General features: G+C 45.9%; 12 protein-coding genes and 2 pseudogenes. All 14 read left to right on the top strand.

Going from position 1 to position 16,071, the window contains the following annotated elements:
- Window positions 1–1,380, top strand: coding sequence for a TolC family outer membrane protein (locus IMX17_RS10540; RefSeq protein ID WP_193549750.1), 1,380 nt, complete (start codon window positions 1–3; stop codon window positions 1,378–1,380).
- 571 nt (window positions 1,381–1,951) lie between these two features.
- Complete coding sequence (locus IMX17_RS10535; protein ID WP_182264839.1) at window positions 1,952–3,205, top strand: flippase; 1,254 nt, start codon at window positions 1,952–1,954, stop codon at window positions 3,203–3,205.
- Window positions 3,202–4,299 carry a UDP-galactopyranose mutase gene (gene glf, locus IMX17_RS10530; protein ID WP_182264838.1) on the top strand — a complete coding sequence of 366 codons (1,098 nt, stop codon included), beginning with the start codon at window positions 3,202–3,204 and terminating at the stop codon, window positions 4,297–4,299. Before IMX17_RS10535 ends, glf begins: the two co-directional genes overlap by 4 nt.
- 9 nt (window positions 4,300–4,308) lie before the next feature.
- Window positions 4,309–5,322 carry a hypothetical protein gene (locus tag IMX17_RS10525; RefSeq protein WP_182264837.1) on the top strand — a complete coding sequence of 338 codons (1,014 nt, stop codon included), beginning with the start codon at window positions 4,309–4,311 and terminating at the stop codon, window positions 5,320–5,322.
- A 172-nt stretch (window positions 5,323–5,494) separates the two neighbouring features.
- Window positions 5,495–6,297: pseudogene (locus tag IMX17_RS10520) on the top strand (phosphomannomutase CpsG); the annotation flags it as partial.
- Window positions 6,298–6,450: 153 nt separating this feature from the next.
- Window positions 6,451–7,464, top strand: a complete 1,014-nt coding sequence (galE, locus tag IMX17_RS10515) for a UDP-glucose 4-epimerase GalE (protein ID WP_182264835.1) — start codon at window positions 6,451–6,453, stop codon at window positions 7,462–7,464.
- Window positions 7,465–7,767: 303 nt separating this feature from the next.
- On the top strand, window positions 7,768–8,628 hold the full coding sequence (locus IMX17_RS10510) for a glycosyl transferase (RefSeq protein ID WP_182264834.1): 861 nt from the start codon (window positions 7,768–7,770) through the stop codon (window positions 8,626–8,628).
- A 14-nt stretch (window positions 8,629–8,642) separates the two neighbouring features.
- On the top strand, window positions 8,643–9,512 hold the full coding sequence (gene rfbA / locus IMX17_RS10505) for a glucose-1-phosphate thymidylyltransferase RfbA (RefSeq protein ID WP_182264833.1): 870 nt from the start codon (window positions 8,643–8,645) through the stop codon (window positions 9,510–9,512).
- A 1-nt stretch (window position 9,513) separates the two neighbouring features.
- Window positions 9,514–10,047: a dTDP-4-dehydrorhamnose 3,5-epimerase gene (gene rfbC / locus IMX17_RS10500; RefSeq protein WP_182264832.1), complete on the top strand. Its 534-nt coding sequence runs from the start codon at window positions 9,514–9,516 to the stop codon at window positions 10,045–10,047.
- A gap of 108 nt (window positions 10,048–10,155) precedes the next feature.
- Window positions 10,156–11,129: pseudogene (gene galE, locus IMX17_RS10495) on the top strand (UDP-glucose 4-epimerase GalE).
- Window positions 11,130–12,357: 1,228 nt separating this feature from the next.
- Window positions 12,358–12,900, top strand: a complete 543-nt coding sequence (gene rfbC / locus IMX17_RS10490; protein WP_182264831.1) for a dTDP-4-dehydrorhamnose 3,5-epimerase — start codon at window positions 12,358–12,360, stop codon at window positions 12,898–12,900.
- Between the two features lie 64 nt (window positions 12,901–12,964).
- The gene (rfbD, locus tag IMX17_RS10485) at window positions 12,965–13,849 is read left to right on the top strand and encodes a dTDP-4-dehydrorhamnose reductase (protein ID WP_182264830.1); all 885 of its coding nucleotides are present in this window, start codon (window positions 12,965–12,967) and stop codon (window positions 13,847–13,849) included.
- A gap of 54 nt (window positions 13,850–13,903) precedes the next feature.
- Window positions 13,904–14,725, top strand: coding sequence for an ABC transporter permease (locus IMX17_RS10480; protein ID WP_182264829.1), 822 nt, complete (start codon window positions 13,904–13,906; stop codon window positions 14,723–14,725).
- Complete coding sequence (locus IMX17_RS10475) at window positions 14,715–16,070, top strand: ABC transporter ATP-binding protein (protein ID WP_182264828.1); 1,356 nt, start codon at window positions 14,715–14,717, stop codon at window positions 16,068–16,070. Before IMX17_RS10480 ends, IMX17_RS10475 begins: the two co-directional genes overlap by 11 nt.
- Window position 16,071: the final 1 nt, after the last annotated feature.

Raw genomic sequence — 16,071 nt, 5'->3', positions numbered from 1 at the left:
TTGATTCATTCAAAACGACAGGCTGCCGGTCTGGTTATCGGCACCCTTTTGTTTGCGATGTCTGCGCCGGTTTATTCGATAGGGATTTTAGACGCATATTCGCTGGCATTAGAAAAGGACCCGACCTTCCGGGCGGCTATAAAAGAGAAAGAAGCGGGGGATGAAAACGAAAATATCGGCAGGGCGGGGCTGCTGCCGAAGGTATCGCTGAATTACCAGAATTCGCCGCGTAACTGGCAAACCCAGAAATATCCGCAAAGCGACTTCTTTGGCAACATAACGGAAGCGACGCGGCGCCAGCAGTACCGCAGCTACTCCAGCTCGGTGACGCTGACGCAGCCGCTGTTCGATTATGAGGCCTATGCACGTTATAAAGGCGGCGTGGCGCAGACGATGATGTCGGATGAGCGCTATCGCGGCAAACTGCTCGATCTGGCGGTGAGGGTGATCAGCGCGTATGTCGAAGTGGCCTATGCCAAAGATCAAATCGCCTTGGCCGAGGCGCAGAAAGCAGCTTATAAAGAACAGTTGGCGTTGAACGATCGTCTGATGAGCGCGGGTGAGGGGACCCTGACCGACGTCTCCGAAACGCAGGCGCGCTACAGCCTGGCAGTGGCGCAGGTGATAGAAGCGCGTGACGCGCTGGACGCTGCGCAGCGTGAGCTGGAGGTGATCATCGGCGTGCCGTTGAATCAATTGGATGAGCTGCAGAGCTTACGGCCAGGGCAATTCAAGGTGGCGCCGCTGATCCCGTCGAAGTTTGAAGAGTGGCAAAAGATCGCCCTGGAAAATAACCCAGTGCTGGCCGCCTCGCGCCATGGCGTCGATGCGGCGAAATACGAAGTGGAGAGAAACCGCGCCGGCTTTATGCCGAACGTGCAACTTTACGCTTCGCATTCGGAAAACGACTCCAGTAGCGATAACACGGTTAACCAGAAATATCGTACCGACAGCATCGGCGTGCAGGTGAGCCTGCCGATTTACTCTGGCGGCGGCGTGGCGGCCTCCACCCGGCAGGCCGCGGCCCGCTACGGCCAGGCGATGGCCGAAATGGACACGCAAGTCGGCACGACGCTGAACGATCTGCGCAAGCAGTTCAATCTGTGCATCAGCAGTCGTGCCAAGCTGGCGGCCTACGAGCTGGCGGTGAAGTCGGCGACCACGCAGGTGACGGCGACCCGGCAAAGCGTGTTGGCGGGGCAGCGCGTCAACGTCGATGTGCTCAACGCCGAACAGCAGCTCTACAGCGCCCAGCGCGATCTGGCCTCTGCCAAGTACACCTACATCAAGTCCTGGATTACCCTGCTGAGCGACTCCGGCACGTTGGACGAGAAGGATGTGTTGCGTGTGGCGCAGTATTTTGCCCGCAGTCGAGGTTAATAAATCATCAAGCAGCTAAGTGAAAGCTGCGTATTATTCTGAAAGAGCAGCCTGGCGCTGCTCTTTCTAGCTTCAATACGTTATGTTACTTCTGTCGTCGACTGTCATAGAATGTCCAACTGTCTATTGTGAATAAACATACTGATGTCAGCGACAACGTCTGACCATCGTCCCACGCTCTTTTTTTGTGTGGCTCGATGTCAGGTTTAGGGGGATGTTATTGATTTTTCACTTATTAAGGTGTGGTTGCGTCAGTGCAGCCTAGTGAGTTGTAACAACTGGATGAGTCCATATCAGAGTTTGGCTTCTGTAAGCCAAGGGCGGTAGCGTGCCTCACCCGCGTTAAGCCGTTGTCGGATAACCCAAATATCAGATCATTCTGGCTGCGGTGTTGTGTAAGGTATCTGGTTTTTGGTTCTTATTGGCAACATGTTGGATTTTGACCACAGGTTGAGCGGAACGCATAAACTATGACTGACTAGTCTGTATTTTCATCGATTCATAATTAAATCGTTGAAACACTATATTTATAATTACAGGGGCACTTTGGTGTTGTTGTGAGGGAAATGGATTGGACAGGAAAATATTTAAGAATATAGTTTCATTGGTTGGCATACAAGGTGTCAATTATATAATACCATTAATAACCCTTCCTTATTTAGTTAGGGTTTTACAACCTGCAGGCTATGGTAGCCTGGGTTTTGCTTTAGCGATTACGCAGTATTTCGTCATTCTTACTGACTACGGGTTTAACCTCTCCGTCACGCAGAAAATTGCGGTTAATAAGGACGATAAACGCTATGTAAGTAAAATATTTTGGAACGTTATTAGTTGCAAGTTATTACTGGGTGTTTTTGGGGGCGTTATTTTATTTGGATTGATTTCACTTAATAGTGAAATGTACAATTTACGTTGGATACTTATTGCAAGCTACATTTCTGTTTTTGGTTCGGCTTTATTCCCTGTCTGGCTTTTTCAGGGGAAAGAGACGATGGGGTGGATTGCACTTTCCAATATAACAGCCCGCCTAACGACAATTCCATTAGTATTTTCTTTAGTGCAACATGCTGATGATACTTGGCTGGCTGGTGGAATCAATGGCATCACATCCGTTTTTGCCGGCGGTATAGCATTATTCCTTATTTGGAAGAACAAATGGATTACTTGGGTAAGACCTGAGTGGAGTGAGATCAAAAGAGAGTACAAAGAAGGTTGGCATGTTTTTATATCAACGGCCGCTATCAGCCTTTATACAACCAGTACTACCGTCATTCTTGGTTTTCTTGCCGGTCCCACGGCTGTGGGGTACTTCGTTGCTGCGGATAAGCTCAGGCAGGCAGCACAGGGGCTGATCTCACCGGTATCTCAGGCATTTTTCCCTCGAGTTAACTCTTCGATGGCGAAGGATAAGAGTTTAGGTTTCGCGGTGATACGAAAACTTCTTGTTATTCTTTCCGTTATCGGTTTGTCGGCGAGCCTGTTCCTCTTCATATTCAGCTCACAGCTGGTAACGATTGTTTATGGCGCAAACTATGAGCCGACAGTTACCGTATTGAGAATTATAGCCTTCATTCCAATTGTTATCTGCATGAGTAACGTATTCGGAATTCAGACTTTACTGGTTCTCGGCAAGAAAAAAATATTCAGTAGAATACTGATAATGTCAGGTCTGCTCAATGTTTCCATATTGTTCCCGTTGGCCTACTACTTCAAGCAGGATGGTGCCGCTATTTCCGTGTTAATAACGGAGTCTTTCGTCACGCTCTCAATGCTTTTCGCGATCATTAAATTCAAAATACCTCTTTTCAGAAAGGAAAAAAAATGAAATACGATTACCTCATCGTTGGGGCTGGCCTCTTTGGCGCAACATGTGCTTATGAATTAAATAAAAGAGGAAAAAAGGTTCTTGTTCTTGAACGTCGCAATCATATTGGCGGGAATATCTACACTGAGAATCATGATGGTGTGCATGTTCATAAATATGGTGCGCACATATTCCATACCAACGATAAGAGAGTTTGGGACTTCGTTAATTCATTTGTGGAGTTCAACCGGTTTACCAATTCACCGTTGGCGAGTTACCAAGGGAAATTGTTTAATCTGCCGTTCAATATGAATACGTTTTACCAGCTTTGGGGCGTCAAAACACCGGCAGAGGCGGCGAAAAAAATTGATGAGCAGCGGCAGGAGTTAGCCGGGAAAGAACCGGAAAACCTGGAAGAGCAGGCCATCAATCTGGTTGGTAGGGATATCTATGAAATTCTGATTAAAGGCTATACGGAAAAACAATGGGGGCGTAAAGCCACTGAGCTGCCCTCATTTATTATTAGACGTCTACCGGTAAGAATGACCTATGACAATAATTATTTTTCTGATCGTTATCAAGGGATCCCTGTTGGCGGATATACTCAAATAGCAGAAAAAATGCTTGACGGGATCGAGGTGCGAATGGGAGTAAACTTCCTGGAGGATCGAGAGCACTTTACTTCTCTGGCGGATAAGGTTATTTACACCGGACCTATTGATGAATACTTTGGGCACGAATTTGGAAAGCTCGAATATCGCTCCTTGCGTTTTGAAACTGAGACGCTACATGATACAGATAATTATCAGGGAAATGCGGTCGTCAACTATACCGAAAGCTCTGTGCCGTATACCAGAATTATTGAGCATAAACATTTTGATCCCGTTGAGACGCCACATACCGTAGTAACAAAGGAATATCCTGAAGAGTGGCAGGAAGGAAGTGAGCCTTACTATCCTGTAAACGATGAAAAGAATATGGCACTCTTTAAAAAATATAGAGAGTTGGCGAAGAATGAGGCGAATGTGTACTTCGGCGGTCGCCTTGCAGAGTACAAGTACTATGATATGCATCAGGTAATCCGTTCCGCGTTTAGCTTGGTTGATGATATTTAAGGCATTATTATGAATAAGAAAGTTTATATTTGTTGCCCTGGTGGTAGCATTACTGGTGGACCTGAATTGTTGCACCAATTTTGTGATGCTCTTGGCAGAAACGGTGTTGATGCCAGTATGGTATACTACCCACTGGACACTAGTTTTCAGCTACCTCAACAATATGCTCACTATAATGTTAGAGTGACACAGCACAAAGATGTCGTTTGTGACAATGCCATTGTTATTATCCCTGAAGTTGCCACCGCATTGGCGAAAAATTTTAGTGCTGCACAGATTTGTATTTGGTGGCTTTCGGTAGATAACTATTTTAGCCATAAAAAATATAACTGGTTTATACGACGCTATGTAGGGCATTTTAAGTCAATCTTAACTGGCCATCGCTTATCTATCAGTTCAATGAAAAACTACCAGCATCTGTCGCAGAGTGAGTATGCAAGGATGTTTCTTGAGTCCAGAGGGATTCATTGTGACATGTTGACTGATTATTTGAATGAAACGCATTTGAAAGATATAGATGAAAGTATTAAACGGGAAAATATCATTGCTTACAATCCAAAGAAAGGCGAAAAATACTCTAACAAACTGATTAGTCGATATCCAGATTATAAATTCATCCCAATTAAGAATATGACGGCAATTGAAGTCAGGAAGCTTTTGGAACGAAGTAAAGTTTATATCGACTTTGGTGATCATCCTGGGAAAGATCGATTTCCTCGAGAAGCTGTTATGGCAGGGTGCTGCGTGGTAACCGGACGTAGAGGCAGCGCAGCGAATAAAGTCGACGTGCCAGTTCCATCTTGTTATAAGCTTGATGAGTCGGCCGAAAGCTTTGAGCAAGATTTTCAGAAGATAATTGAAAATATATTTCAAGATTATGAAAAATGCTACGCGGATTTTGAAAGTTATAAAAACAAAATTTCTTCTGAGTTTGATGTTTTTAAACAACAGGTGAAGCTATTCTCTGTGAAATATTGTAATGCCGGAAGTGAACTCGATATTCATTCTCGCCCTATTAATTGAGTGGCTTGTTGGGTTTCTAACAATTAGGTAGGGGTATTGATGAGTTGATATTATCTCATGATGTCCTGCACATATTAACCCTGGTGTATTTTACTATCTGAAATTACAAGTTTCTAATAGCATGCCGATAAAGGATTTTTCAAGTCTAAGTTAATTCAGATTATCATGGAAGGGGGCGCTATTGGCGTTTATCAAGGTGCATTATCAGCCTCAGCCGGACGGCACTATTTCCAACCCATCACTGCCTGAGTGTCGCGCGGATACCGCGGATGCGGTGCGTGAGCATGGCGCTGATATGGGCATTGCGTTCGACGGTGATTTCGATCGCTGCCTCTTGTTCGATGAAAAAGGCGATTTCATCGAGGGCTATTACATCGTCGGCCTGCTGGCGGAAGCTTTCCTGCAGAAACAGGCGGGGCGAAGATCATCCACGATTCGCGTCTAAGCTGGAATACCATCGATGTGGTCACCGAGGTCGGGGGCGTGCCTGTGATGTCAAAAACCGGCCATGCTTTCATTAAGGAACGTATGCGTGTGGAAGACGCCATTTATGGCGGAGAGATAAGCACTCACCACTGTTTCCGTGATTTTGCTTACTGTGACAGTGGCATGATTCCGTGGTCGCTGGTCGCTGGTCGCTGGTCGCTGGTCGCTGAGTTGGTCAGCGTGAAGGGACAAACTCTGGGGCAGCTGGTACAGGATCGCATTGCTGCCTACCCGTCCTCCGGTGATATCAATATCAAATTGGCCCAGCCGGCCGTGTCCATTGAAAGTGTTAAACAACACTATTTACCGCATGCTGATGAGGTGGACTATACCGATGGCATTAGCATGTCGTTTGCAAACTGGCGTTTCAACCTGCGTTCTTCCAATACGGAACCAGTGGTGCGTCTTAATGTCGAATCGCGTGCCGATGTTGCGCTGATGCAAGAGAAAACCGACGAGATTCTTTCGCTGCTCGCTGCAAAAATTTAACGATTAGCATGCTTGGCATATTTAAGAGTCCAAGATGAGAGCGGCTTTTGCCGCTCTCTCTTCATGGTGCGCTCAGACGGTTGTATGATGCATCCATTATCAATGGGGTGTTTTTGTCGAACCAAGAGTGTTGCCGAAGTATAAGGGGTTGATATGACAATTCTAGTTACCGGTGGTGCCGGTTACATCGGATCTCACACCGTTTTATCTCTGTTGGAACGTGGCGAAGACGTTGTGGTGTTGGACAATTTGTCCAACGCATCTGCGGAGTCATTACAGCGGGTGGAGAAACTGGCGGGGAAAGCCGCGGTATTCTATCAGGGAGATGTTCAGGATGCCGAATGCCTGCATCGCATCTTTGGTGCGCATGAGATCACTGCCGTGATCCACTTCGCTGGCCTTAAGGCTGTCGGAGAGTCAACGCGTAAACCGCTCGAGTATTATCAGAATAACGTCACCGGCACGCTGGTGCTATTGGATGCCATGCGCCGTGCCGGCGTACATGATTTTATCTTCAGTTCCTCCGCCACCGTGTATGGCGCCAATTCGCCGGTGCCCTATGTCGAGACTACGCCGATTGGCGGCACGACCAGTCCTTATGGCACGTCTAAGCTGATGGTAGAGCAGATCCTGCAGGATTTCGCCAAGGCTGAGCCGGAGTTTTCGATTATTGCGTTGCGTTATTTCAATCCGGTAGGGGCGCATGAGTCCGGCCTGATAGGCGAAGATCCGAACGGCATTCCCAATAACCTGCTGCCTTACATCTCACAGGTGGCGATCGGTAAGCTGGATAAACTGGGGATTTTCGGTGGCGATTACCCGACGAAAGACGGCACGGGAGAGCGTGACTACATTCATGTCATGGATCTGGCTGAAGGGCACCTTAAAGCGATGGATCATCTGGCGAAGATCAACGGTTTCAAGGCCTATAACCTGGGGGCTGGCGTAGGGCACTCGGTACTGGAGATGGTTCAGGCGTTTGAGAAAGCGTCAGGCGTAACGATCCCCTATCAAATCTTGCCACGCCGCGACGGCGATCTGCCTGCCTTCTGGGCGAACGCCGATCTGGCTTATCAGGAGCTGGGGTGGAAGGTTCGTCGCGGTATCGATGATATGATGCGTGATACTTGGAACTGGCAAAGTAAAAACCCACATGGCTATCGCTAATCTTGATTGATATGCCTTGATTGGGATAAATAGGTATGAACGGCTAATTAAATATAGAACGATAAGCGATGGGGGCATGTAGAATTTCCAGCCCCCATACAAATGTTTTTTCCAAGGGCTTGGAATAGCTCCCATGCTCACACACATGAAGTGTTCTCGCCAACTCATCATTTCGCAGCCTGAATGCCAAGAAAATAATATGAGATAAGCCTTTTTCACTAAGGCTATTTTTGCCTGGGTTTTTTATCGGCACTTTGCTGCATGGGGCTAACTCTATAATTTCGTGCATACGGTGGGTTTATAATGAGATATAATAACGCAATAGTGGTCGTTGTCTACAATAAAAAAATTGAGGATTCAGCCACTCTCAATACACTTGTTGAGCATGACTTTTTTAACAGTAAACTGGTTATTCATAATAATGGGCCAGAGAGTATTGCCCTGCAAGGGAAATTGGCAGAAAAAATAGAAGCCAAGTTTAAATGTGTTGAGTTGATAAATAGTCTAGACAACTTGCCACTCAGTATTCTATATAACGATTTTATTCGAGATAATGAAGAGGCCGGGCGATTTATCATATTGGACGATGATTCGACGATCACTGAGGCGTTTGCTAGGGCCGTGAATTATAACGAGGATGATATGGAGCTCCCTCGCATTATTTCTAGGGTTGATGGTGTGACGTATTACCCTATTGAAGCGAAAAAAGTTGTCACAACCGAGCGTTATCTGGACCATAGAACGTCCTATTCTATCGGTTCTGGCATGGTCATCAATAATTCTTTGGTTAAAAAATTTAAAAAACATAACGTAGATTTATTCGATGAGAACTATGCTCTATATGGGGTTGATGTAAGCGTTTTTCGCAGAATTTATCAGCTTATAGATAAAGGGGAGTGTTTTAAAATAAAGAGTTCTTCTTACATCTACCATTCTCTTTCTCGTGCGGAGGGAAAAGAGAGTCCTTTTCGTATAAGAGAGCGACTTATCGATACGGCCATAACAACAAGAAGATATCCTACGGTACGTTTGCATATTCATTTGATGAAAAAATTCATAATTAATGTCATAAAGCTTAATGGCAATAATGCGGCATCAATAATCAAAGCTTATCTCACTGGAATGCATCCTCGTTGTAAAACTATGGGCTCGCGTCAACAATAATCTAAGGAGTGTTTATGAAAGGCATTGTTCTTGCGGGGGGCTCAGGTACGCGTCTTTACCCTATCACCCGAGGCGTATCAAAACAGTTGCTGCCCATTTATGACAAACCGATGATTTATTACCCGATCTCGGTGCTGATGCTTGCTGGGATCCGCGATATTCTGATCATCTCCACGCCAGAGGATCTCCCTTCATTCCGGCGCTTGTTAGGTGATGGGCAGCGTTTTGGTATAACACTGAATTATGCAGTACAGCCAAGCCCGGATGGATTGGCGCAGGCCTTTTTGATTGGGGAAGAGTTCATCAACGGTGAACGTTGCGCGTTGGTCTTGGGTGACAATATTTACTTTGGCCAGAGCTTTGGCAAAAAACTGGAAAGTGTCGCCGAACAAACAGAGGGCGCGACGGTATTCGGTTATCAGGTCATGGATCCAGAGCGTTTTGGCGTGGTGGAGTTTGATCAAAACTTCAAGGCGCTATCGTTGGAAGAAAAACCAGCGGTGCCGAAGTCTAACTGGGCGGTTACCGGGCTCTATTTCTATGACCGCCATGTTGTTGAGCTTGCCAAACAGGTAAAACCTTCCGCACGTGGCGAGCTGGAAATCACTACGTTGAACCAAATGTATCTGGAGCGCGGGGCATTGAACGTTGAGATTCTTGGCCGCGGCTTTGCCTGGTTGGATACGGGCACGCACGATAGCCTGATTGAAGCAGCTCAGTTTATTCATACTATCGAGCATCGGCAGGGCTTTAAGGTCGCTTGCCTGGAAGAGATCGCTTATAGAAAGGGCTGGCTTACTAAAGAACAGGTGGCACAAGAAGCCAAATTATTGAGCAAAACTCAATATGGTCAATATTTAGCGCAATTGCTGGTGGAGAAATAAGATGCAAGTGAGTGATACGCGTATTCATGGCGTAAAGATCGTCCAACCTAAGGTGTTTGGCGATGCACGTGGTTTTTTCTTGGAAACGTTCGAAAAGAAACGTTACCAAGCGGCACTGGATATCGATTTTGATTTCGTTCAGGACAATCACTCGCGCTCTTCAAAAGGAGTGTTGCGCGGCCTGCATTTCCAAAAGATCAATCCTCAGGGGAAGCTGGTCCGTGTCGTTCGCGGCGAAGTCTTTGATGTTGTTGTCGATATCCGAGAGGACTCACCTACCTATGGGGCATGGGAGGGCGTCGTGCTTTCCGAAGAGAACAAGACGCAATTCTGGATCCCGCCAGGTTTGGCGCATGGCTTTGTCGTGCTCTCGGATATCGCTGATTTTGAATATAAATGTACGGACTATTATAACCCTGCTCATGAAGGGTGCCTATTGTGGAACGATCCTGATGTGGGCATTGAGTGGCCACTGAATGATCCGCTGCTATCTGAAAAAGATAAGCAGGGCAATTTTTTCAAAGCGTTGAAGTAAAGTAATCGAGAAGATTGACGTTGAGAAGTGGGTCTTACAGGGGGATCATATTTTTTATAACCACCGCAAGTTATTCTACGGAACTGGCATACATAGTAGAGAGAAAGTATGACAAATTTAGTCACCGGTGGTGCCAGCTACATTGGTCCTCACACCGTTTTATATCTGCTGGAACGTAGCGAAGACGTGGTGGTGTTGGACAAGCTATCGAACTCATCTACGGAGTCTTTGTACCGCGTGGAGAAACTGGCGGGAAAGGCCGCGCTGTTCTATCAGGAAGACGTGCAGGATGCCGAATGCTTGCGTCGCATTTTTGGCGCACATGAGATCACTGCTGTCATCCACTTCGCTGGTCTTAAAGCCGTCGGGGAGTCGACGCGCAAACCACTGGAGTAATGCCAGCGGCACGTTGGTACTGTTGGATGCTATGCGTCAGGTCGGCGTACATGATTTCATTTTCTAATTCTCAGCTACCGTATATGGGGGCCAATTCGCCGGTGCCCTATGTTGAGACTACACCGTACGGCGGGACAACCAGCCCTTATGGCACATCCAAGTTGATGGTGGAACTGATAATGCAGGATTTTGCCAAAGCAGAACCGTAATTCTCGATCATTGCTTTGCGTTACTTCAATCCGGTAGGGGCTCACGAATCCGGCCTGATTGGCAAAGATCCTAATGGTATTCCCAATAATTTGTTGCCGTACATCTCGCAGGTGGTGAACGGCAAACTGGAAAAACTGGGCATTTTCGGTGGGGATTATCCGACTAAAGATGGGACGGGAGAGCGTGATTACATCCATGTAATGAATCTGGCTGAAGGTCATCTGAAGGCAATGGATCATCTGCCGAAGCTCAATGGATTTAAGGCCCATAACTTGGGAGTTGGCATAGGGCACTCAGTGTTAGTAATGGTTCATGCATTTGAGAAAGCATCAGGCGTAACGATTCCCTATCAAATCTTGCCGCACCGTGACGGTGATCTACCCGCGTTCTGGGCGGATGCAGAGCTGGCTTATCGAGAGCTGGGATGGAAAGTGACCCGGGGTCTCGATGAGATGATGCGCGATACATGGAACTAGCAAAGTAAAAATCCGCCTGGATATCGTTAATCTTTACTGAGATATCTTGATAGCGACAAATAGTTATGGGGGGTAATTAGGGGCGGGACGAGAAGCAATGAGGGCATAAAGGTTCTTTGGCCTTCATGTCAAATTTGGCCTAACCTAAATATGCCCTCATGTTAAGGTGGGGCACTAAAATTGGGTTTCTCTCTATATAACCAGCAAGTTATAAAATGATGCTGACGTTCTTTTTTAAGCCAATTTCTATTTACTTTTTATTCCCATGGGCTCTTTGCTTTATGAGCCTAACTTTAGGCTCGGGCATTCGGTAGGTTGATTATGCAACCCGACGCGGGAGTGAATGACTACTGGATAACCCGCTGTTATCTAAAAAGACACCCTGGGTAAGTTTTACAGAGCGATAAAATAAGCGATATCAGAACGCCGGGCAGATCAGCGGCTTGCCGTCCGGTTCGAATAAGATGAAACGTTGGCAGCCACTAAGTTTTAGGGCGTGAGTGTCGGGGCTTGTGAAGTAAAGATATAAGTGAGATGCCACAGTGATGTCCGATGCGTTGAGCAAAGACCGTTGTCATGCTCGACGACCCCCCTGTTGGCATACCTGGTTAACCCATTCAGTATTTCTGCAAGATGTAAGCCACTTTCTGAGTTCGACGTGCTGAAACGTTCACAGGATTTCCAACGGTCGAACAATCAGCAAGTTACTAGATTATATGAATATTTATTAAACAATCACTTTAAGGTAATGGCGAGAGGGCAGATAATCCGAGGGTCTTTTCGGATAGATGGTGATATCATATGGGCCGAGTTTTTTTGCAGAATGTGCTTTGGTTGTCGCGCTTTATGTCGGGTCAAAAAGTGTGGTTTAGCATCTGTTAAGCTAGCCTTGTTTAAGCTGCAAAGATAAATCGCGAGACGGTACGGTCAGCTATTGGTTGCTGAAAGCCAAGGGCGGTAGCATGTCATAATGAAAGTGGTCTTTATAACTATTTGATATTATTTGATATTTATCCCCTTCATCAATGTGGTTTGTGACCCTTTCAGGGCTCTAACAAGCAGTCCGCTGTCTCTGCCGGCGGCATACGCGTTGTCAACGTTTTACAGGTTTAGCATCGCAATAACCTGATCGACAAGCAGGGCACTGCGGCGGTCCATTCAAGTTGTGGTTAATGTTAAGATATTTTAATGATAGATTTATGTCTAGTGAGCTATTGGATTAGTAAAAATGAATGTTATTTCGAGTAAAATTGCAGGTGTCAAAACAATCCTCCCAAAAGTATTCGGCGATGCACGGGGATTCTTTTTAGAAACATTCGAGAAAAAACGTTACCAAGAGATGCTCGATATTGACCTGGATTTTGTTCAGGATAATCATTCACGCTCTTCGAAAGGGGTGTTACGAGGCTTACATTTCCAGACGCGGAACCCGCAGGGAAAACTGGTCCGTGTCGTGCGCGGCGAGGTTTTTGACGTCGCTGTAGACATTCGTCCCGACTCGCCGACATTTGGTCAGTGGGAAGGTGTCATCCTGTCTGAAGAAAACAAAACTCAGTTTTGGGTGCCGCCTGGCTTGGCGCACGGTTTTGTCGTTCTGTCAGATATCGCCGATTTTGAATACAAATGTACGGACTATTACGATCCTTCTTCAGAAGGTTGTCTGCTTTGGAATGATCCGACCGTGGGTATCGAATGGCCGATTGAGGCGCCCCTGCTGTCAGATAAAGATAAAGTGGGAAAATTCCTAATGGATCTTCAGCAGAGCAAATAATACTTTATTGCGTCGTGATTCGCGGCAATATCAATGTCACAATGGGCAAATTTATCAGGTCATAATGATGAAAATTTTGATAGTGGGTAGTGCGGGGCAGGTGGGTAAAGAACTGGTTCTGCGAGCGCCAAAAACGTGGGAGGTTTTAGCACTTGATCGCCAATCGCTTGACATCACTTGCATGGAGCAGGTAGAAAAAGTCGTTAATTCATTTTCCCCCCACGTGATTATCAATGCCGCTGCCTATACTGCCGTTGATCGTGCAGAGATGGATAGCGATCAGGCCTACATGATAAATCGTGACGGTGTTGCGAATCTGGCCCGTGCTTCTCAGGCATGTAATTCAAAGTTGTTACATATATCAACGGATTACGTTTTCCAGGGGGAGCAGCAAGCTGCCTATTGCGAACGGGATGAAACGGGGCCTACAGGTGTTTATGGTGCCAGTAAGCTTGCCGGCGAAATCGCGGCCGCAGCGGCCTGCCCGCAACATATCATTTTGCGAACTGCCTGGGTATTTGGTACACATGGTGGCAATTTTGTGAAGACGATGATTCGTCTTGCACAGGATAGAACGGAACTCAACGTTGTTGGCGATCAATTTGGTGGGCCAACCTATGCGGGCGATATTGCGGAAGCTTTATTGCTCATCGCCGGGAAAGTTTGCGATAAAAGCTTCGCTGATTGGGGGGTTTATCACTTTACTGGAACCCCTTATATCAATTGGGCGGGATTTGCTGACCAAATCATGCAACGGGCGCATGCGCGCGGCATCACTCCTCATCTGACAAAAATCAACCCGATCCCAAGCAGTGATTACCCAACACCTGCCAAAAGGCCAGCCAACTCCATGCTCAACTGCGAAAAAATTCACGAAGTCTTTGGCATTGCACCAAGCGATTGGCAGGCAGCATTAAATGACATAGTCAGTTATGCCACGAAGGGATGAGATAGTGCCTGAGTTGCGAAGCGTTACAGATAGAAAAATTAAATAGGTTTTTTGATGCAAAATTCGTTTAGCTCATCACCGCGGGAGATTGCAGCGACTTTCTTCCGGCACCATAAACTAATTTTTAACTTGACGAAACGAGAAGTTACTGGGCGCTACAAGGGGTCTCTGTTTGGCATCTTATGGTCTTTTTTCAACCCTATCTTCATGCTCGTCGTCTATACATTCGTTTTTAGCTTTATATTTAATGCACGCTGGAGTGTAGAAAGCACATCAAAAGCTGAGTTTGCGTTAGTTTTGTTCGCTGGACTTATTGTGTTTAACTTTTTCAGTGAATGTGCGATTAAAGCACCTGGAACAATATTATCTAATGTCAACTATGTTAAGAAGGTAATATTTCCGCTAGAGATATTACCGATCGTCAATGCAACCTCCGCATTATTTCATGCTTGCATCAGCATTATCGTATGGCTAATTTTTTATCTTATAGAGGTTGGTTTACCACACGCCACGGTATTGTTATTCCCAATATTTATTCTCCCCTTATTCATTTTTGTGCTCGGTGTCGGTTGGTTACTGTCTGCATTAGGTGTTTTTTTGCGGGATGTTGGGCAAATGATCTCTATTTTCGTGACTGCTTTGATGTTTTTATCTCCTATATTCTATCCAATAACAGCAATCCCAGAGAAATATAGACCGCTCTTGAATATTAACCCGCTAGCCCCAGCGATTTCTCAGTTTAGAGAAATTTTTTATTGGGGCACAGTTCCTTCATTGAGCGTGTACGTTGGCTATCTTGTTGGTTGTGCAGTATTCGCATGGTTTGGGTTCGTTGTTTTCCAAAAAACAAGAAAGGGATTTGCTGATGTCCTCTGATAACGTTGCCATAAGCATTCAGGACATAAAAAAATGTTTTTATGTCTACAATAACCCACATGACAGACTGAAACAGTTCATTTTGCCAAGAATAAATCATATGTTCGGGCGTGAACAGAATAGCTACTACAAAGAATTTTGGGCATTGAAAGGTGTCACCTTTGAGGTTAACAAAGGGGAAACCGTTGGTTTGATTGGTAAAAATGGCAGCGGGAAGTCGACATTACTACAAATCATTTGCGGTACCTTGACGCCGACTAGCGGTGCAATAAGTACGAAAGGGCGTATTGCCGCTCTATTGGAACTCGGCTCAGGCTTTAACCCGGAGTTTACCGGGCTAGAGAATATTTTTCTCAATGCGGCGATCTTGGGCCTTAGCAAAGAAGAAACCGAGCGTAAGTTAGATGCAATCGCTGCCTTTGCGGATATCGGTGAGTTTATCCATCAGCCGGTAAAAACCTATTCCAGCGGAATGATAGTGCGATTGGCCTTCGCTGTTCAGGCTCAGGTGGATCCAGATATCTTGATTGTCGATGAGGCATTGGCTGTGGGGGATGCCAAGTTTCAGGCAAAATGTTTTGATCGTCTACGCCAGTTGAAAGATAACGGAACCAGCATTCTTTTGGTGACGCATTCTGGTGAACAAATCGTCACTCACTGCGATCGCGCTGTGTTATTGAACTCCGGTGAAAAACTGTATCAGGGAACGCCGAAGATTGCAGTCAATAAATACATGGATATTCTTTTTGGCAAGAGTCAGCCAAATGCTCAGAGTGGAGTAATAACTTCCTCAGCTGGAAGCTCGGTTGAAACTCACACGGTTACGAGTGAAACGCTTAATTTAGAATGCGACAAGTTCAGCGATAAAAGCAATTATAATAAGAATGAGTATCGTTGGGGAGACGGCGCAGCGACTTGGCTTGATTACCAGGTTTGTGTTGGAGAACGATTGAATCCAACGACAATTTACTCCGCTGAAAAAGTAAAGATTAGATGCTCGATGCGTTTTGAACGGGATGTTCATAATCCCATTATTGGTTTTGCCATTAAGACGAAAGAAGGTCAAACTGTTTATAATACTAACTCCCATCTTTTGAATAATGAGAACACCTTAAAACATGGGGCCGCGGGGAGCTCTTCCGTCGTTGAATTCGAATTTTCAAATAAGTTAGGTGCAGGGGATTATTTCATTTCTCTCGGCATTGCTTCAATGATGAGTAACGAGGTCATTCCGCATGATCGAAGATATGATGTCATTCACTTTTTGGTGCCCACCGTTGATTCTTTTTCGGGTATCGCAGATTTAGAGTTGAATTTTGACATTAACCCACCTTCCGGTAGATAAC

This window comes from Serratia sp. X3, assembly GCF_014982455.1.
GTDB classification, from domain to species: Bacteria; Pseudomonadota; Gammaproteobacteria; order Enterobacterales; family Enterobacteriaceae; genus Serratia; species Serratia ureilytica.
The sequence above is the reverse complement of the archived record's forward strand: the minus strand, read 5'-3'. Positions and strand labels throughout refer to the sequence as shown.